Source organism: Vibrio splendidus (assembly GCF_001557875.1).
GTDB lineage: Bacteria > Pseudomonadota > Gammaproteobacteria > Enterobacterales > Vibrionaceae > Vibrio > Vibrio splendidus_F.
Genome location: NZ_LNRF01000002.1, coordinates 297,528 through 316,827, shown reverse-complemented (window position 1 = coordinate 316,827; position 19,300 = coordinate 297,528). Strand labels below are relative to the sequence as shown.

Genomic DNA, 19,300 nt, shown 5'->3' with positions numbered 1-19,300 from the left:
GTATGAAGATTTTAAGCCTAGAATTTGAAAACCTGAACTCTTTGAAAGGCCGTTGGAAGCTCGATTTTACCCAATCACCGTTTGCGGAAAATGGCCTGTTCGCGATTACTGGCCCAACAGGGGCGGGTAAAACCACCATTCTTGATGCGATTTGTTTGGCATTGTTCCACCGCACGCCGCGTTTAAAGAGCATTGCCAAAGGCAACAACGAATTAATGACGCGTGGCACGGGTGAGTGTTTCGCCGAGCTGGAGTTTGAAGTGCAGGGCAAAACGTACCGTTCTAACTTCCATCAAAAGCGAGCGCGTGGGAAACACGATGGTGCATTACAAACGCCAACGTGTGAATTTGCCGATGCTGACACCGACAAAGTCTTAGAGACCATGCTGACCAAGAAAACCAAGTTGGTTGAGCAGGTGACGGGGCTGGATTTCTCTCGTTTCACTAAATCGATCATGCTATCTCAAGGCGAATTTGCTGCCTTCTTAAATGCCAATGCTAACGACCGCGCAGAGCTACTTGAAGAGCTGACTGGAACCGAAGTTTATAGCCTGATCTCTGAGCGCATCTACGATCACTTTAAGTCAAGTGAAGAGTCGCTTAATCGCCTTAAAGCGAAAGCAGAAGGTGTGAGCTTACTGTCTGAAGAGCAAATCCAAGATCTGACCGCATCGCGTGAAACGCTAGAAGTCGAGCAGAAGCGTTTAGCCGAGCAGTTAAAAGAGTGGCAAGCGCATCTCAGCTGGTGGAAAGACGTGACTAAAGCTGAGCAAACTATTGCTACCAGTGAGCACGATCTTAAAACAGCTCAAGATGAACTAGACCTTAACCAACCTTCACTAGAGCGCTTGGCAAACAGTGAGCCGGCTGAAAAGTTGCGTCCAATGCACAAAGACTTAAAGCGTTGCGAACAAGAGGTGCACACCACTCAAGCTCACTTAGATAACAGCACCAAGTTACTTGCTATTCGTGATGCAGAGAAGCAAGACGCGCAAGCTAAACTGACGCAAAGCAGTGCGATTGCCGAACAGGTAAAAACCGAGCAACAAGATCAAGAGAAGATCATCGATCTGGTGCGTCCGCTAGATAACCAAATCGCCGTACTCAAAGATAAACAAACCGCGGCCGTTAGTGCAGCGAATACGCTTAACGAGCAACATACGCAGCAGCGCAATCAACAGATTGTTTTAGTCCAAAAAACAGATGCACTGAAGCAACAAGATCAACTCAGTACTGAGTACCTAAATACACATCAAGCTGATCAGCATCTGGAAAAATATCTAGGTCAGTGGCAAGCAAAGGTAGAGCAAGTTCGCACTCTAGAGCGTCAGCATTCAGAACAGTTGAACTCAGCGAAGCAAGCTTTGTCTGCGGTTGATGCTCAGCAAACGATCATCAAATCTGCGCAAGACGCTAAAGCAACGCAAGACAAAACTTTAGCTGAATTGGTTTTGCTAGAGAGTAGTGCAAAGCAACAGTGGGAAGCATTGCAAGGTAACACCAGCGAGTTGCTGTTACATGCGCAAAAAGATCTGTTGGAGTTTTGGAATCGCAATACGCACTCATTACTTGAGATCAATCGTGGTTTCTTAAATGCCCAGCAACAGCTGCACGTGAAAACACAGGCACATCAAACTAATACGGAGCTGCGTGGCAAGCTTTCGAAAGAGCGTGAAGTGCTGGCGGATCGATATCAAGAAAAAAAGACTTCGCTTGAGCGATTAACGCGTTTGATTGATCAAGAAGGCGAATTAGCAAAATATCGTGCAGCTTTGGAGTCTGGATCTGAGTGCCCACTGTGTGGTTCGACAGACCATTCGATTGAACAGTCGCAAGACATTGCAAATTTGGTTGCTCAAAAAGATAGAGAAAGCCTAGAGCTAACGGCTATCAAAAAAGAAGGCCAAGAGCATCGTCAGCAATTAGATTCTCTTGCCCCTATGATTGTAGCAGTTAACGATGACATTCAACGTGCTCAAGCGGATATTCAGCAGGCTCAACTGAATTGGCAAGGCGTTGTTGGCAAGCTTCAGCAGAGCTTATCGGATTTCGTTGGCAGGGCTCCTGAACTGGAGCTGCTAACGATTAACGATTTAGGCAATGAAGCTACAGTTGCGACCTTCGCTCAGCAGTGTGAGCTTCAACTAAGTCAAAGCGCGCAGCAACTCAAAGTGTTGGCTGATGCTAAAGCGCACTATGCCGAAGCTGAGAAACAACGCTTATCAGTGAGTGTTATGGCTGACAAAGCGCAATCTAACCTTGAGTTGGCCGAGCAACGCTTAGCGGATCTGAACAAGCAAAATCACAGCACTAACGAGCAAGTGGCTCAGATCGCTCAAGCGAAAGAGCAGCAATGGAGCTCTTTGAAAGAGAATATTGTTCAAACGGCTATCGAAGCGCCTGAGCTGGAATATATCGATGATTGGTTTACTGCGAAATTGCAAGCATCAAGCACATGGCTGCAAACTAAACAGCAACAGGCCGATATTGAGAAGCAACTGATCACTCAAAATGCCGAATTGAAAACGTTAGACGACAAGCTAAGTAGCGCAGAGAAAGAGCTCGCGACACTGACGCAAGAGAGTGAGTCTCTAGAGTCAGAGCTCACTCGTGTAACTGCTGAAAGAACAGAGTTGTTTGGCGACAAAGATATTCAAGCCACCAGCAATGCGATGAAGCAAAAAGTCACTGAAGCGGTAAATGCATTTGATGCAACGCAGTTAGTGCTTAACCGCTGCGAACTTGAACATCGAACCGAGCAAACCAAACACATTAGCTTCTCTGAAGAGTTGGTCAGTAAGCAATTGAGCTACACACAAGCATCGAATGCTTGGTTAGAAGCGCTGAAAATGAGCCCATTCGAAGATGAGACTAATTTTGAAGCGGCGTTGTTGGATGAAGAGGTTAGAACTCAACTTCAAAGCCTGAAGAAGTCTTTAGACGAAGCGATTGTCAGTGCGCAAGCAAGGTTGAACACAGCTAAAGCGGCGCAAGGGGAGCTACAAAACCACGCAAATGCTAAAGCATGGCAAGAGCAAGACCAACAGCAAGTTGAACTTACTACAACTGAATGCCAAAACGCACAACAAAGCCATGCAACAAAGATCGGCGCGATTTCTGCAAATCTAGAAACGGATAGCCAGAACCGCAGTAATCAACAAGATCTGTTTAAGCAAATCGATGAGCAACAAGTCGAGTTTGATGATATCTCACGTCTTAACTCACTTATTGGTTCTAAGAACGGCGACAAATTCCGTAAGTTTGCCCAAGGTCTAACGCTGGAAAATTTGGTGTACCTTGCGAACAAGCAGCTGCAGCGTTTGCATGGTCGTTACGAACTAAAACGTAAAGCCGACGATGGGTTAGAGCTGCAAGTGCTGGACACATGGCAGGGTGATGTGATGCGTGACACTAAAACGTTATCAGGTGGCGAAAGCTTCTTGGTGAGCTTGGCGTTGGCATTAGCGCTTTCTGATCTTGTGAGTTATAAAACCAGTATTGATTCTCTGTTCTTGGATGAAGGTTTCGGTACGCTGGATAGCGACACATTGGACATTGCACTTAACGCGCTCGATAACTTGAATGCATCAGGCAAGATGATTGGTGTCATTAGCCACGTTGAAGCACTAAAAGAGCGGGTGCCAGTTCAGCTTAAAGTAACAAAACACTCTGGCCTAGGTGTGAGTGAGATGGAGAAGCAGTACAAGGTTGTCGCTTAGGTTCTTGCTATATTCTATCAGTGCAGAAATAGAACCAGAGTTAGATGAAGCAGATCCCCGACTCAGTCGTTCCTCCTTCTCGAGGATGACGGAGTCGGGAGTCGTGATTAATCACTAAGCCGTCACTCCCTAAAGTTAGGAACGTTTGAAAAGCCTATGCCTTTCCCTAAAGTGATAATAGGGAATCTCTAGTAAACGCAGGAAGTGGGCTCAATAAAAAAGGAAACGGCCATGCATAAGAAGTCCCATTTACCTACTAAGACATGTCCCGTTTGCCAAAAGCCTTTTGCATGGCGTAAAAAGTGGCAGCGTTGTTGGGACGACGTGATTTACTGTTCAGAACGTTGTCGTCGTAATAAATCTTAGTATCATACTTTTGAACAGATCAGGTCATTCCTCATGATCTAAACCCATTAACTCCTATATTTCGTTCCTTTGTCATCATTTTGATGATCCTTTAATCGTTTCGTCATTCATTTCTCAAGTTAATATTTCTATCTGTAAGATAAGTGATGTATAAAGGCGGCATGAAGATACCTAAAAGAATACAGCCTTTAGTTGACGATGGTTTGGTCGACGAGGTGACAAGCCAACTCATGAGTGGCAAAGAAGCATCGGTGTACATTGTACGCTGCGGCGATACGATCCGTTGTGCCAAGGTATATAAGGAAATTAGCCAACGCAGCTTCAAAAAAGCGACCGCGTATCGTGAAGGCCGAAAAGTCCGAAATAGCCGCCGTGCTCGAGCGATGGAAAAAGGCTCTGGGTTTGGTCGTGAGCAACAAGAAAAAGTGTGGCAGAGTGCTGAAGTGGATGCCTTGTATAAACTGGCAGAAGCGGGCGTTCGTGTGCCTGTCCCTTATGGTTGCTTTGATGGCGTACTGCTTATGGAGCTGGTTACTGATGACGAAGGCTATGTAGCACCACGTTTGAACGATGTGGTGATGTCAGCAGAGCAAGCGATTGAAGACCACGCCGTGATGATGACCTATGTGGTTAAAATGCTGTGTGTTGGTTTGATCCATGGTGACTTGTCTGAGTTCAACGTATTGGTGGATGAATACGGGCCGGTGATTATCGATTTACCACAAGCGGTTGATGCTTCGGCGAACAACAATGCTGAGTGGATGTTGGCTCGTGATATCAATAACATCCGTGACTACTACGCTCAGTTTGCCCCTGAATTGGCGAAAACCGAGTATGCCAAGGAAATGTGGGCGCTGTACGAGAAAGGCGACTTGAAGCCAGACAGCAAGCTGACGGGCGAGTTTACGGAAACGGACGACTTGGCTGATATCGAAGCCATCATGCAAGAGATAGACGCTGCGCGAATTGAAGAACAACACCGACGCGAGCGAGCGAAAGAAGAGAAAGAAGGTGTCGACGATAGCAAGTTCAATTGGGTTGAGTAATCGTGATGATCAGTTTTGATCTTTAGCTAGATATCAACCAAACGCCTTATAAAACAGAGGCGTTCTTTCAAAAAATAACCCAATAGAGCCTCAGCTCTGTTGGGTTTTCTTTTTTAGCTCTCATGAAAGACGGCCACTGGTATTAATTACCAACTTAACTGCTCACCATCGTAAGCGTAGAAGTGCCCACTGTTATCAGGTCTAGCAGTGCGAATAATATCGACCAATTGATGGGCGACATAACTCGATTCGAACAACTTGCCTTCAGGGACATTGGTCTGAAAAGGCTTCGATAGAGCGGTGTCTGTTGTGCCCGGGTGAAGAGCCAGCACGGTACCTTTCTTAATGGTGCGTTGCCATTCGATCGACATGGTTTTGATGAACATATTTAGGGCTGCTTTCGATGAGCGGTAGCTATACCAACCGCCTAATCTGTTGTCTGAAATACTGCCAACCTTTGCGGATACCACAGCAAACTTTGGATTGTCGCTCGCTTTAAGTATCGGCGTGAAGTGTTTTGCTAATAACAAGCTGGGCAGGGTATTCACAGAGATGTTTTTGAGGAAAAACTCAGGGTCGATGGACGACAAGTTTTTCTCCGGTCCAAGATCTGGAGTGTGGAGCATACCCACGCAGTTGATCAGCCAATCAAGTTGTTCAAACTCAGAACTCAAGCGCTTAATATCAGCTTCGTCGGTGGCGTCGACTTTGTGCCAGCTCAAGCGACGGTTTTCTAGTTCCGGCTGTTGAGAGTAGTAAGTCGCGTCTACATGCACATCAAGAAAATCAAACCGAGAGAGCTCAGATAATAGGTGTTTAACCACAGCGAAACCAATACCGCCGCTCCCACCGACCACCAATATGTGTAATCTGAGTTGCTCCACCATTATAAGTTCTCCAAGTTTGTGATTCGTTGTTCTGCAGTATCGAGAATCGCTTGTTGTGATTGCTCGTCCATGTTGTCCCAAGAGCGATATAACATGCCCATGCGTGGGTTACGGTTTAACGCATCGCGGTGTTGGTTCATAAAGCGCCAATACAAGCTATTGAAAGGGCAAGATTGCTCGCCGCTGCGTTCTTTTATCTTGTAGTGACAGCCTTTGCAGTAGTCGCTCATGCGGTTGATATAGGAACCGCTGGCAGAGTATGGTTTGGTTCCGACGATCCCGCCATCCGCAAACAGTGCCATACCTCGCGTATTTGGCATTTCAACCCACTCAATCGCGTCGACGTAAATACCAAGGTACCAACTGTCTACTTGGTCAGGGTCTATGCCTGTGATTAAACAGAAGTTGCCAGTGATCATTAACCTTTGAATGTGGTGCGCGTAAGCAAATTCAAGAGACTGGTCGATCGCATGCTTCATGCAGTTCATCTTGGTCTGTCCGTCCCAAAAGTAATGGGGCAGGTTATTGTTTGCTGAGTAATGGTTTTTGTTGGCGTAAGCAGGCATGTTTGCCCAATAGACGGCGCGTATGTACTCTCGCCACCCCAGTATTTGGCGTACAAACCCTTCGACTTGTGCAATGTCTATACTTGGTTTATTTGAAGAACTGTCTCGATGACAGGATGCTTGGTAAGCCGAAAGTGCTGCATCAATCACTTCTTTAGGGCTCAGCAGTTTACTGTTCAACGAAAACGAAATGCGGCTATGATACAAGCTCCATTTAGAGTCGTGTTCTGTTGTCATCGCATCTTGAAACTGCCCAAATAACGGTAAGCAAACTTGGCAGAAATGAGCGAGCAAAGACAAACTTTGTGCCCGGTTCACCGGCCATAATAACTGGCTACCGACTTGACCAATGGTTTGCACTTGGTGGCGTTCGATACGCTGCAAAATTTCGGTTATGTCATTGGTAAACATCAGCGGCTGAGGCAGGTTTTCGATGTCTTGTTTCTTGAGTTTCTTTCGATTGTTCGCGTCGTAATTCCATTTGCCTCCAACGGGCTTTCCGTCTTCTAGCAAAATGTCGAAACGCTTTCTCATTCGGCGATAGAAGTGTTCCATCATGATGTGTTTGTCTTTCGGAAATTGTTGTTCGATCTCCTCGAATGGAAAGAGGAAGTGCTCTGTATCATAACAACCTTTGGTTGCATTGGTGAGTTTGAGCTTGTTCATCTGCTCTAAAAGGCGATATTCATCTGGCCTTTGATATTCGAATTTCTCTGCGCCGAATTCGTGTACATAGTGCTTTAGAAGTGAATCTAGGTTTTCAAATTGCGTTGTGTCGTCAAGGGTTAGGTGCAGTACTTGATGGCCTTGTTCTTTTAATTCGTCAGCGAAGTAACCCATCGCACAGAAAAAAGCGGCCACTTTTTGAATGTGAGAGGCAACATAATCCGTTTCTTGTTTGAGCTCAGCAATGATGTAAATAACGTCATCGTCAACTTGTTGAAACCATGAATGCTCAATGTTGAGTTGGTCACCTAATGCAAGTCGTACCGTTTTAAATTTCATAATGCGTCCTGGTTTGTGAGGCTTGTTGTGACCGCGTTACCGCCTGTCCATTGATTGATGAAGGCATGGTCTGGGTCGTACATTTTAGTTTGCTTGGCCAAATCAAAATGGCGTGATTTAGGTTGTGATTGGTTTTTCGTCTGGTTGTTGCGGGCGGGTTGATTGAGAGCCCCGGCGATATAAGCCCAATTTCCCCAGTTAGATGCCACGTCATAGTCGACAAGCTGGCTTTCAAAATAGGCTGCGCCGTGTCGCCAGTCGACGCCCAACTCGTAAATCAAACAGCTTGCGGCTAACTGCCTTCCACGATTGGACATGTAGCCAGTCGCATTAAGTTGGCGCATACATGCATCGACAATCGGGTAGTTGGTGTTACCCCTCTTCCACTTGGAAAAGTTAGGGCTTGCCGATTGCTTGCTACTCTCTGCTACAACGGGGTTTGTGTATGAGCCTGTAAATAACGATGCCTTCAACGACATGCACTTCCAATAAAAATACTCTCGCCATAACAGCTCGAAATAGATCCAGTAGGTTGAATCATTGGAACCAAGATGCGACTCAAAGCGCGTGAGGTGTCTGCAGATTGTTTTTGGTGAGACACAACCTAATGCGAGCCACGGTGAAAACTTGGTCGAGTTCTCGATGCCGTCCAATGCATTTCTTGTCTGTTTATAGCGGCTCGCGTAATCATGTGAGAAGTAGTGGTCGAGATGTACTAACCCCGATGTTTCACCGCCTTTGAAGCTCAGCTCGCTCGTCAAATCGTTCGTCTTAATAAGGGAGAATTCTAGATGACGGCGTAACTTAATTGTTGATTCTGGTGCTGGTGGTAACGTCGTTATGGTCAAACTTTGTGTATCGATGGCCAAGTGTTCGATGAGTTTTCTGAATTTGGTAAACGAGCGGGGTAATTTGTCTAACGTAAAAGTGAAGTCATCGAGCTCAAACAGAGTCGAGTTATGAGCTTGAATCACAGTTAAGTTCGGGCAGTCAGCCAACGTTGATTGCACTAGTTGTTGCTCGTCGTAGCCACAATGAGCATTCGCAAAGAGGCGAGTTACATTTAGAGTAGAGATAATCTCTTTGAGCGAGTCTTTAACGTTATCGCTTTTGTCTTGGTCTTGTCTAAGGACGATGAGTGTTTGTTCTAGGTCGCTCAGGTTAGTCTTAAGATCGCTTATCGATTGTGAAATGAAAGCTGTGCGGTGAGCGCCATATTGTTGTTCTTGGGCGAACTGTGAAGAGTAGTGAGGCAGAACCGGTTCGACGACGACACAAACGAGCTCATCGACGACTTGGCTTGCTTGATAAAGTAGCGTATTGTCTTTGATTCTTAAGTCGTTTGTAAAAAGATACAGACCAATCTTTTTCATTACTTCCACTCGGCGATTTGTTAATTATTAGACGCTTACGAGTTGATAAGCTGACAAGATCACAAATGGCTACTCTAAGTGGGTAATAGCAGATTTCGGTTAGGATAAGGGGGTTGAGCAGGGTATCAAGCCAACCAATAATACCGATAGAGGTTGGCAATGCATGATGATTTTAGGAATCGAACTGCAGCAGCTATTCCATAGGAACAACGAGAATATCGATAGGAGACGTATCGATGATCTGTTTAGAATGGGAGATGAGCTTATGCCAGAAATCATGGTGATGACCACACAGCAATAGGTCGATGCCGTTTGCTTTGATGACATTTTTGAGCTTATCGTTCAAATCGCCGGTACCCACGAAAATGTGCTTGATTGGGTGCTTGGCGTAAGCCTCAAACTCTTTCAAGTGCTTAACAGCATCTTCATTGATGGGTAAATCACCGTCATTTCCTTGAATATCAACGAGTTCAGGGTAAATCTCCCCATGCGTACCATCGATATAAACAAATGAAATGCCCGCATCAAGTTTATCAGCGAAGAAGGTCGCTCTATCAATAAGAATCTTGGTGTCGTCAGACAGCTCAACTGCGACCAGAATATGTCGGTATTCCATAATTTAAGCCTCTTGTTGTGAGTTATGTAACAAGCATAGTTTGTGTTGACACAAATGATATCGAAGAGATCTCATATTGCGTAAAATCATCATTCAATGTTCTTCTAAGCACTATCGTATTTATATCGCTTTGATTGATAAGAAATTTACAAAAGGTTGATATAGTGGTTGAAGCGTTAGCTTATGCTTTTAGATAGGCTTGATAGTTCAATGCGCCAATAACGAAGAGGCATCAATGACAGCACGACTAACCATTCCCACTCGAACATTAGGTTTTGACTACGATATTGAGATCCTAGATTGGTCTCAAAAGCTCGTCGGCTTTCATGTGTTCGAAGATGGTAGACGACCGCTTGATGGGGGGATTGGGCTTAGTCTAAACCTCGTTGAGCAGTTTGATGTGAATGGTCGTTGGCTAGATTCGTTGCCTGCTCGTTATCGTGAAATCACCGATGACTTTCCTGAATATCAATACCAAATGTTGTGGTTAGCTGCGAACACTTACGAAGCTGCACAGCTACTTGAACTAAGGCCTGTTATTTTGGCTCTTATCTGCATGCAATACAGCGTCGACAACAAGAAAGCATTGGCACTAAGTCGCTTAGGGCAGAAGAAGATCCTTGCCAAGTTGGGCTTAGACAGTAGCAAAGCGACACTCAAATTCATCGACAAGCTAGAATTGCATTACAATGTTGGTGATGAGCTTGACCACATTGTTCGTATTCTCGAACCGTTGCAAAGACGAGTTCTTAAATTCAAGCATTACTCAAAAGTTGGATACACAGCCCTGCGTTTGGACCAAGTTCATCCATTTCTAACCGGCAGTCGATTAGGAATTGCAATGGTGGAAGAGGGCAGACTTAATGCACCGTCGAAAATGGCGATGTTCCAAGATGCGATATTGCTAGGGCAAGATTTGGAGATGGATGACCCACTGCGAGCCATTACCAGTCAGAACTCATTCGCGATGTTTGAACAACTCCATGATCGCTGGACGGAGCAACGACAATTACGTCGTTTGGAGGGGAATCGCCCAATGGATAAAGACATCCCTTATCCAGTTCCTTTACTCGGTAATGACAACATTTACCCGCTTACGGATTATTACGACCTTGAACACGAAGGCATAGAGCAGAAGCATTGTATTGGCGTGTATCACAACCGAATCATGAGCGATCGTTATGTGGTGTTCCGCATGCTCAAACCTCAGCGTTTAACCATAGGTTTACGCCGCGTTCCGAGCAAAGCATTTCCGTTTGAAATTGATCAAATCTGCGGAAAACGAAATGCTCCGCCATCGGAGTCCGCTCGCCAAGTTATTCATGATTGGTTAGAAGCGAGTAAGCAAAAGTATCCTAAGCAATAGCCATGAAGCAGAAGGAATACAGGGTGTTTCAACAAGGTGATTTATGCCCGCATTGTGGTTTGATTATTGTGATGCCTACAGATCTGCAAGGTGAATGCCTAGGATGCGGCGAAGAAATTAATCAAGACCCAGCAGACGACTATGACGAAGAAGAGTAGCTTTATCTACTCTGATATAAACTAAGGTTAGGGTGGCCAAATTACTCCCTTTCAAAGGACGGAATAAAAGCCTGATGTTAGGTTATCTGCCTTTTGAGTAATGAAGCTCATCCTTTCATCCATAACGAGTAAACCTGTTAAATTTTCGTTGGAACTCATGTCGATATTGCCTTTAAATCAAACAACTCGCTGTTGATTAAAACGATCAAGACGATTTATTGCAGCAGTTGTTGAGCACAAAGCCTATATTGACTAGAATGACGCACTTTTTTTATTTACGTACATACAGGTAATGAACATGAGCGATACTAATTCAAGACCAGCTTTACCAGATCATCTTGCAGGCAACCCACGCAGCCCACACCACGTTGCTGAGTGTTTCGAATACCCAATCGGCATTCGTCTAAATGGTAAAGAGCGTACTGATGTTGAAGAATACTGCATCAGCGAAGGTTGGGTTAAGATCCCTTCTCCAAAAGCGCTAGATCGTTTTGGCCAGCCAATGCTTATTACTCTAAAAGGCACTGTAGAAGCTTTTTACATCGAAGCATAATCACTTCGTGTAACTCGATCATATCGAGTCACCAAGCGTTATTACCTAAAAGGGTCTAGAGCAATCTAGGCCCTTTTTGTTTGTATCACGATTTACAACGTAATCCTTTCAATAAGACAAAATTCTCCTTTATAGCTTTCAAAAAAACGCCGTTTTCATTATGCATTTGCAAGAATATTAAAATAGTCACTGGGTGTATTATGTTCGAACACGCACTTTTGTCTAAATATCACTCGATAAACCTTCGAATAAATAAATGCGTATAGTTGAAAATATGAAGCGTAGTCTAATTAAATGAAACTAATATGCTGTATTTAAAGTTATTTTTTGTTAATGACTACCTCTATCACAGAAATTAATCCTGAAGCACATACAATTCCCTTGATTTCGAATGAGCGCTAAATTTTTTCGTTCGAGCATTTAAATTCTTCCTTCGCCCAATAATTATGAGGTTCCTATGTTTGGAATATTCAAACCTATGGCGCATATCGATCGCTTGTCATCAGATAAGATCGATAGCACCTACACACGACTACGATGGCAGTTGTTTCTCGGTATCTTCGTTGGCTACGCGGGGTACTACTTAGTCCGTAAAAACTTTAGTTTGGCGATGCCTTATCTCATTGAACAAGGTTTTAGCCGCGGAGAACTAGGGGTTGCATTAGCGGCGGTATCTATCGCTTACGGCTTATCTAAGTTCTTAATGGGCAGTGTTTCTGACCGTTCTAACCCTCGTTACTTCCTCAGCGGTGGCTTGTTAATGTCGGCGTTGGTGATGTTCTGCTTTGGCTTCATGCCATGGGCTACAGGCAGCATTACTGCGATGTTTATCCTGCTGTTCTTGAATGGTTGGTTCCAAGGTATGGGGTGGCCAGCTTGTGGACGAACCATGGTTCACTGGTGGTCACGCAAAGAACGTGGCGAGATCGTATCGGTATGGAACGTTGCTCACAACGTGGGTGGCGGTTTGATTGGTCCAATGTTCTTGTTGGGGCTGTGGGCTTTTAACGACGATTGGCGAACCGCTTTTTATGTTCCTGCATTTTTTGCCACTCTCGTTGCTGTCTTTGTTTGGTTTACTGTAAGAGATACACCTCAATCTTGCGGCTTACCACCGATTGAAGAACACAAAGACGATTACCCAGACGACTATGATACGTCTCATGAGAAAGAAATGACGGCGAAAGAGATCTTCTTTAAGTACGTTTTCTCTAACAAGCTGTTGTGGTCAATCGCGATCGCTAACGCGTTTGTTTACCTTATCCGTTATGGCGTACTCGATTGGGCTCCGGTTTACTTAAAAGAAGCAAAAGACTTCTCAGTAGATAAATCATCATGGGCTTACTTCCTGTATGAGTGGGCTGGTATTCCTGGCACGTTATTGTGTGGTTGGATTTCAGATAAGTTATTCAAAGGCCGACGCGCACCTGCAGGTATCTTGTTCATGGTTCTAGTGACCGTCGCTGTGTTGGTATATTGGCTGAACCCAGCAGGTAACCCAACGGTTGATATGTTGGCACTGGTTGCGATTGGTTTCCTTATCTATGGTCCTGTAATGCTTATCGGTTTGTATGCACTGGAACTTGCACCTAAGAAAGCAGCGGGTACAGCGGCTGGTCTAACGGGTTTGTTTGGTTACTTAGGTGGCGCGGTCGCTGCGAACGCAATACTCGGCTTTATGGTTGACCATTACGGCTGGGGTGGCGGCTTCATTATTTTGGTCGGCGCTTGTGTGGCTTCAATAATCTGTCTGTTGTACGCCTTCTTAGGTGAGCGTGCGCACCATAAACAAAAAGATCTCGAACGAGAGAGAGAAGCGTTAGCTCAGTAGTGTATTTACTGAATCGCATCTATAAATAACAACAGAGGCAGGTATATCCTGCTTCTGTTTTATCAAGGGAAACAATAATGAAAACAACGTCACTGTCTCTGACCTTATTAGCACTAAGCTTATCTGCAAATGCGTTCGCCGATCCTTTAGTAATTGCGCATCGCGGCGCTTCTGGTTATTTACCTGAACATACATTACCCGCTAAAGCGCTCGCTTATGCGATGAAACCAGACTACATCGAACAAGATGTCGTGATGACTAAAGACGACCAATTGGTGGTTTTGCATGATCACTATCTAGACCGAGTCACCGATGTCGTGGATCGCTTTCCAACGCGCGCTCGTGCAGATGGTCGCTACTACGCGATTGATTTTACACTCGCTGAGATCAAATCATTAAAGGTGACCGAAGGCTTTAACCTAGATGAACAAGGTAAAAGAGTGGCAGGGTACCCAACACGTTTTCCCATGTGGCAGTCTGATTTTCGTGTCGCTACCTTTGCAGAAGAAATCGAGCTGATCCAAGGTCTCAACAAGACCTTAGGTTATGACGTGGGCATCTATCCTGAAATTAAAGCGCCTTGGTTTCATCGTCACGAAGGCAAAGACATCTCTAAAGCTGTACTTGCGACCTTGCATCAATATGGTTACCTATCGAAAGACGACAAAGTGTATTTACAGTGTTTCGATGCTAATGAACTTCAGCGCATAAATGATGAACTCATGCCGGCGATGGAGATGGATCTTAAGCTCGTTCAGTTGATGGCCTATACAGACTGGAATGAAACCATGACGTACCAAGGTGGCAAAGCAACACCGTACAGTTATGACTGGATGTTTGAAGCTGGTGGCATGGAAAAAGTGGCGACTTATGCGGAAGGAATTGGCCCTTGGAAGCCAATGTTGGTAGACGATGCATCGACCAAAGATAACATCATTATTAAACCATTAATGAAGTCAGCAAAAGATGTGGGCTTAGACGTTCACCCGTACACGTTCCGTGCCGACCCGGGAAGAATCCCAGCTTATGCTGATAACTTTGATGGTATGTTGGATGTCTTTTACAACCAAGTCAAAGTCGATGGTGTGTTTACCGACTTCCCAGACAAAGCGGTCGACTTCTTGAACCGTTAATATCCTGCCAATTACGAGCGACTACTAACGAGATATTCAGAGCCAAAAGCACACACTAAATGTACTTTTTGGCTCTCCTTGTACTGGCCTCGAAATCCTAACGAGATTCTTCTTTCTCAGCCCACACTTTGATATTCACTCGGTTTACAGCAATAACCTGACTTGATAGGTTACTCCCAATGCAGCCAGACGCTTAATATATAAGTATTTATCGGCTCAACCTGATATTGAATTTGGAAAGATCATGGAAGAAAGAAGCAAAGCTTATCTCGATAGCTACCTCAACACATTGCCAGCAGAGGTTGCCTCGCAATACACCTCCTTTAGTGCCGACTATTACTGTGCTGATGAATACAACGCCAACCTATGTGCTCAGTTAATTCTCAAGGGTGAAAAACAAGCGTCTTGCGGCCTTGAACATTGGTATACCCATGAAGGCGAGATGAGACCAGTAGTTGGTCACTTGCAAGTCGTCACTGACTGGGATGGCAAGCCAGTTTGCATTGTAGAGATCACGTCGGTGTCATCGTGCAAATACAACGAAGTGACGGCGGAGTTTGCTGCTGCAGAAGGTGAGGGCGATAAAACACTCGAATGGTGGAGAGAAGCACATTGGAATTTCTTCTCACGTGAATGTGAGGAGCTCAAGATCTCACCAAGCGAAGACATGTTACTTATGTTGGAGCGTTTCAAAGTGGTTTACCAACAGTGAAGTCCCAGCGCGTGATGTGTTGAATCGGAAGGCATGGCACTTTAGTTGTCTTTGACTAAAGCAAGATAACTAGACACCGAACCGCTATTGTCCTTACCAAACGTCACTGCGACTCCACATTTGGGCTATGTTGAACAAAATAGCTACGAACTCTACTTTGATATCGCCTTCGACAACACTCTGTCCTATCAAAGGGATGGCATATAGCGATAGAATCTGCCCAAAGCAATAAAAGGTAGAGAAGTATGAGCTTAATAATCAGAGAAGTCGCGGTAGAAGATGCACAAGGCATTATTGATGTATTGAATCCAATCATTATCGAAGCGCGTTATACGATCTTGGATCAGACTTTTACTGTTGATGAAGAAAAGGGATTCATTGAGTCGTTCCCTGAGCGCGGTGTATTTAGCGTTGCAGTCAACGAGACGACAAGCCAGTTGCTTGGTTTTCAGAATGTAGAACCATTTGCTACTTACACTAAGGCCTTTGACCATGTTGGTATTATTGGCACTTATGTTGATGCAAATAGCCGTGGGCAGGGCGTTGCAAAACAGTTGTTCGATTACACATTTAAGGCAGCCAAAGCGAAAGGTTACGAAAAGCTGTTCGCCTATGTAAGAGCAGACAACGAGCGCGCGTTAGCGGTATACCTTAAGCAAGGTTTTGAAATCGTCGGAACGGCTAAGAAACACGGTAAGATTGGCGATCAGTACTTTGACGAGATTCTTATCGAGAAGTTTTTATAGGCTCGCTTAAACATTAGATAATTCATCGTATGCAGGAGGCAAGATGACAAAGCTAATCGAATTAACAGAAGTAGTCTTATTCGACTGGGGCAATACGCTGATGGTCGATTTCCCAGACGCACAAGGGAAGATGTGTGACTGGGAAACCGTACAAGAAGTGAGTGGTGCTCGTGCATTACTGGCTGAACTCTCCAAAAATCACCAAGTGTATGTTGCCACCAATGCTGGTGATTCCAGTAAAGACGACATCATTCGTGCCTTCGAGCGTGTTGGCCTGTCTCAATATATCTTGGGTTACTTTTGTAAGGCGAGCATTGGCTTTTCTAAGTTTGAGCCGGAGTTCTATCCTACCATTATTTCTAAGATCGGTGTTGCACCACAAGACATCACCATGGTCGGTGACACCTTAGAAAAAGACATTTACCCAGCACTTGAAGCGGGTTTGCAAGCGGTGTGGTTGAACACGGAAGGTGTTGATCTTAAGTCACAGCATCCACGTATCGTGCAAGTTCAATCCCTAAGCGAACTGTTGGGGAAGAACTATTAACTCGCTGATATTAAGCTCAGATAAAGCGCTTGTCTGTTTTGACGCCGACCTCTCATCTCTTTGTTGTTTAATCCTCTAAGCTAAGTCTAGTTTCCACTATGAGGGCTAGGTTATGAGTATCGAACGTCACGGAATATCGGTTGGAATCGAACGTGTTAGCGGTGAAACCATCGTTGTGTTTAAAGCGAAAGGCAAACTCACACACGATGACTATCAAGCAATGATGCCAATTCTAAATACCACGCTAGAAGAACTCGACTCATCTAAACTCAAGATGCTGGTCGACATCTCCACCTTAACGGGTTGGGAGTTACGTGCTGCTTGGGATGATTTCAAACTGGGATTAGAGCTCAATTCGAAGATAGACAAAATCGCGATTTATGGTGATAAAAGCTGGCAAGAATTCGCTTCAAAAGTAGGGAGCTGGTTTGTTTCTGGTGAGATTAAGTCATTCGAAGAACACGACTCTGCGCTTAAGTGGCTAGTCGATTGATCCTATCTGCAGGCAACTAGCGAACAATCCCTAAACAACGCCAATGACAGTTGACGAGCATTGTCTCGAAGGCTGTCATTTTTCGTTTTGGCTATGATATTTCCCATTCGATTTAATAGAGTCTATTCACTCCAGCGTGTAACATACCTAGGCTTTGTTTGGTCGTGACGAATTGTGTGGCCAGATTCAGTAATAACGAGAACTAAAACAGAAATAAGGTCTAACGACATGCATAAGGTAATTGATAAGCTGGCTTGGATATTCATCAAAGACGGCAAGCTGTTGATGGTGAGATCAAAAGGCAAAGAACTGTTCTATCTACCGGGTGGTAAGCGTGAAGCGGGCGAAAGTGATGAGCAAGCACTGGTTCGCGAAATCAAAGAAGAGATCTCAGTTGATTTAGTGCCTGATTCCATCAAATACGTCGAGACGTTTACAGGCCAAGCTGATGGCAAAGCGGAAGGCGTATCGGTGCAATTGACTTGTTATCTTGCTGATTATAATGGTGAACTGTCTCCAGATGCCGAAATCGAAGAGCTTAAGTTTGTTGATGGCAATGACAGAGCAGTATGTTCATTGGCAGCACTGGTTGCGCTTGATTGGTTAGAAGCGAACCAGTATTTGGCTTAAGGTTTTAGCTGCTATTAGCTGTATTATTACATATTAGCTAATGCTGAAGATTGATCTTCAAAAGATCATCGCTTACGAATAGCTTGAAGGTCGGCTGTCTTTCATCAACAGGTCGAGTTTCCTTTGAGCTTTCTTCGTGTCTTGTAAATCCACCACCTCAATCATTTCACACTCATCTCGTACTATCTCATTAATCAGGCTTGGGTAGTGTCGGCAATCTTCCGGACGGTCTAAGTAAATACTACATGTGTACTTGGCCTGAGCCTTGGTGTCTTTCGTCGGAACCAGTTCCAGAAAAGGGCAGCGAGATAAACGTTCGCCAGATTCAGGGTCGAACCATATCTCGCTTCCTCGAACATATTCAAAGATGTCTGGGTTGAACAGCTCCCACAAATCGATCTCTTCTTGAGTCGCGGCAAGGTCGCCATCTCCGTATTTGATACAGCATTTTCCGCATTGATTACAATCTTTCATTATCGACTTCATAAGTTGGTGAGCTTTTATCATTTTACCACTGATAGGCGTGGCACGTTGACTTTGTTGTTCATGGTTAAGCCGTTACGGGGCGGGAACATGGAATAGCGGCACTTAAAATCAACTTATCTATGCGCACCACTCCAACCAAAGCTGTAAACAGTGATACAATTTGCGCCTCTCACGTTATTCAAGCAAAGGCATCAAAATGAGAACCGTATACACCACCGAAGGCAACATCAACGCAAAGAAACAAAAAGAGGCTTACCCAAAGCTCGCTTTATGTGACAAGTGCGTTGGTGACTATGTGGTTATCGAGCAAAGTGAACGAACTTACAAGCCTTGTGCTAAATGTGGTGCCGACGATTAATGCGCCTTGATAAATACCTATGTAAAAGCACAGACCTAACCAAGCCTGAAGCGATTGAACGCATCCATAATGGCGAGGTGAACGTAAACTGTGAGATTGTCACCGATGAATCGACTCAGGTTCATGAAAGCAACACCATCTTGTTAAATGGCACGCCGCTTAAGTTGCGTGAATTTCGATACCTCTTAATGCACAAGCCTGCGGGTACTATCTGCTCTAACATCGACGAAGTTTATCCTTCATTGTTTAACTACATCGAGATAGACAAAGCATCAGAACTGCACATAGCAGGGCGCTTAGATGCCGACACTACAGGCTTAGTCTTGATTACCGATGATGGGCGCTGGTCATTCAACATCACGTTGCCAACCAAGTCATGTAAGAAAGTCTATCGCGTGACATTGTCACGAGATATCAAAGACGATGTCGCTGATAAGTTCAAAGCGGGCATTCAATTGCAGGGCGAACAAAAACCGACGCGTCCGGCAGAGCTCGAAGTGATTACCAGTAAAGAAGTGCTGTTGACCATTACAGAAGGTAAGTTTCATCAAGTGAAACGAATGTTTGCTGCAGTAGGGAATCGAGTTGTTGGCCTGCACCGTGAACAGATTGGTGATGTTCGTTTAGATGTTGAAGCAGGCCAGTGGCGTTATCTAACCAAAGCCGAAGTTGACTCATTTCAGCAAGACTCTCAATAAGAGCTGTCAAT

At 44.8% G+C, this 19,300-nt stretch carries 20 protein-coding genes and 1 pseudogene; 16 read left to right on the top strand and 5 right to left on the bottom strand.

Translation table 11 applies throughout. From position 1 onward, the window contains the following. The first annotated feature begins 2 nt into the window (after nt 1-2). From ATB74_RS09090 to ATB74_RS09085, 3 genes are all read left to right on the top strand, one after another. On the top strand, nt 3-3,719 hold the full coding sequence (locus tag ATB74_RS09090) for an SbcC/MukB-like Walker B domain-containing protein (RefSeq protein ID WP_061018068.1): 3,717 nt from the start codon (nt 3-5) through the stop codon (nt 3,717-3,719). 231 nt (nt 3,720-3,950) lie between these two features. Continuing rightward, nucleotides 3,951-4,085: a DUF2256 domain-containing protein gene (locus ATB74_RS23765; protein ID WP_081090094.1), complete on the top strand. Its 135-nt coding sequence runs from the start codon at nt 3,951-3,953 to the stop codon at nt 4,083-4,085. A gap of 161 nt (nt 4,086-4,246) precedes the next feature. Then, a complete protein-coding gene (locus tag ATB74_RS09085) occupies nt 4,247-5,131 on the top strand; it encodes a PA4780 family RIO1-like protein kinase (protein ID WP_081090095.1) in 885 nt (294 codons plus the stop codon). Between the two features lie 146 nt (nt 5,132-5,277). Here ATB74_RS09085 and ATB74_RS09080 read toward each other — a convergent pair whose 3' ends face one another. The 4 genes from ATB74_RS09080 to ATB74_RS09065 form a co-directional block, all read right to left on the bottom strand. Next, complete coding sequence (locus ATB74_RS09080) at nt 5,278-6,018, bottom strand: SDR family oxidoreductase (RefSeq protein WP_061018066.1); 741 nt, start codon at nt 6,016-6,018, stop codon at nt 5,278-5,280. Then, nucleotides 6,018-7,589 carry a cryptochrome/photolyase family protein gene (locus ATB74_RS09075; protein ID WP_061018064.1) on the bottom strand — a complete coding sequence of 524 codons (1,572 nt, stop codon included), beginning with the start codon at nt 7,587-7,589 and terminating at the stop codon, nt 6,018-6,020. The genes ATB74_RS09080 and ATB74_RS09075 overlap by 1 nt, the downstream gene beginning before the upstream one ends. Beyond that, nucleotides 7,586-8,962: a DASH family cryptochrome gene (locus tag ATB74_RS09070; protein WP_061018062.1), complete on the bottom strand. Its 1,377-nt coding sequence runs from the start codon at nt 8,960-8,962 to the stop codon at nt 7,586-7,588. Before ATB74_RS09070 ends, ATB74_RS09075 begins: the two co-directional genes overlap by 4 nt. 193 nt (nt 8,963-9,155) lie before the next feature. Next, nucleotides 9,156-9,578, bottom strand: coding sequence for a universal stress protein (locus ATB74_RS09065; RefSeq protein WP_061018060.1), 423 nt, complete (start codon nt 9,576-9,578; stop codon nt 9,156-9,158). Nucleotides 9,579-9,813: 235 nt separating this feature from the next. On the opposite strand from ATB74_RS09065, the gene ATB74_RS09060 reads away from it, so the two are divergent. The 11 genes and pseudogenes from ATB74_RS09060 to ATB74_RS09020 all read left to right on the top strand — a co-directional run bounded on the left by ATB74_RS09060 (nt 9,814) and on the right by ATB74_RS09020 (nt 17,747). After that, a complete protein-coding gene (locus ATB74_RS09060; protein WP_061018058.1) occupies nt 9,814-10,944 on the top strand; it encodes a PcfJ domain-containing protein in 1,131 nt (376 codons plus the stop codon). Nucleotides 10,945-10,967: 23 nt separating this feature from the next. Beyond that, entirely contained in the window at nt 10,968-11,102 is a 135-nt protein-coding gene (locus ATB74_RS24480) for a hypothetical protein (protein WP_017059202.1), read from the top strand. 298 nt (nt 11,103-11,400) lie between these two features. Continuing rightward, complete coding sequence (locus ATB74_RS09055) at nt 11,401-11,655, top strand: DUF3297 family protein (protein ID WP_179946905.1); 255 nt, start codon at nt 11,401-11,403, stop codon at nt 11,653-11,655. A gap of 457 nt (nt 11,656-12,112) precedes the next feature. After that, nucleotides 12,113-13,486 (top strand): glycerol-3-phosphate transporter, encoded by a 1,374-nt coding sequence (gene glpT, locus ATB74_RS09050; RefSeq protein ID WP_061018054.1) that lies wholly within the window; start codon nt 12,113-12,115, stop codon nt 13,484-13,486. A gap of 77 nt (nt 13,487-13,563) precedes the next feature. Next, nucleotides 13,564-14,619 (top strand): glycerophosphodiester phosphodiesterase, encoded by a 1,056-nt coding sequence (gene glpQ / locus ATB74_RS09045; RefSeq protein ID WP_061018052.1) that lies wholly within the window; start codon nt 13,564-13,566, stop codon nt 14,617-14,619. Nucleotides 14,620-14,863: 244 nt separating this feature from the next. Continuing rightward, entirely contained in the window at nt 14,864-15,331 is a 468-nt protein-coding gene (locus ATB74_RS09040) for an ASCH domain-containing protein (protein WP_061018050.1), read from the top strand. A gap of 72 nt (nt 15,332-15,403) precedes the next feature. Next, nucleotides 15,404-15,538, top strand: a pseudogene (locus tag ATB74_RS24405) (D-2-hydroxyacid dehydrogenase family protein); the annotation flags it as partial. A 38-nt stretch (nt 15,539-15,576) separates the two neighbouring features. Next, nucleotides 15,577-16,077, top strand: a complete 501-nt coding sequence (locus ATB74_RS09035) for a GNAT family N-acetyltransferase (RefSeq protein WP_061018048.1) — start codon at nt 15,577-15,579, stop codon at nt 16,075-16,077. 43 nt (nt 16,078-16,120) lie between these two features. After that, complete coding sequence (locus ATB74_RS09030; protein WP_061018046.1) at nt 16,121-16,624, top strand: HAD family hydrolase; 504 nt, start codon at nt 16,121-16,123, stop codon at nt 16,622-16,624. Between the two features lie 112 nt (nt 16,625-16,736). Then, nucleotides 16,737-17,117 (top strand): STAS/SEC14 domain-containing protein, encoded by a 381-nt coding sequence (locus ATB74_RS09025; RefSeq protein WP_061018044.1) that lies wholly within the window; start codon nt 16,737-16,739, stop codon nt 17,115-17,117. Between the two features lie 228 nt (nt 17,118-17,345). Next, nucleotides 17,346-17,747 (top strand): NUDIX hydrolase, encoded by a 402-nt coding sequence (locus ATB74_RS09020; RefSeq protein WP_061018042.1) that lies wholly within the window; start codon nt 17,346-17,348, stop codon nt 17,745-17,747. 72 nt (nt 17,748-17,819) lie between these two features. On the opposite strand, the gene ATB74_RS09015 is transcribed toward ATB74_RS09020, so the two are convergent. Continuing rightward, a complete protein-coding gene (locus ATB74_RS09015) occupies nt 17,820-18,221 on the bottom strand; it encodes a YkgJ family cysteine cluster protein (protein WP_061018040.1) in 402 nt (133 codons plus the stop codon). A 208-nt stretch (nt 18,222-18,429) separates the two neighbouring features. On the opposite strand from ATB74_RS09015, the gene ATB74_RS24260 reads away from it, so the two are divergent. Both ATB74_RS24260 and ATB74_RS09010 read left to right on the top strand, forming a co-directional pair. Next, on the top strand, nt 18,430-18,591 hold the full coding sequence (locus tag ATB74_RS24260; protein ID WP_179946904.1) for a hypothetical protein: 162 nt from the start codon (nt 18,430-18,432) through the stop codon (nt 18,589-18,591). Next, the gene (locus tag ATB74_RS09010) at nt 18,591-19,289 is read left to right on the top strand and encodes a pseudouridine synthase (RefSeq protein ID WP_060981964.1); all 699 of its coding nucleotides are present in this window, start codon (nt 18,591-18,593) and stop codon (nt 19,287-19,289) included. The genes ATB74_RS24260 and ATB74_RS09010 overlap by 1 nt, the downstream gene beginning before the upstream one ends. Nucleotides 19,290-19,300 lie beyond the last annotated feature (11 nt).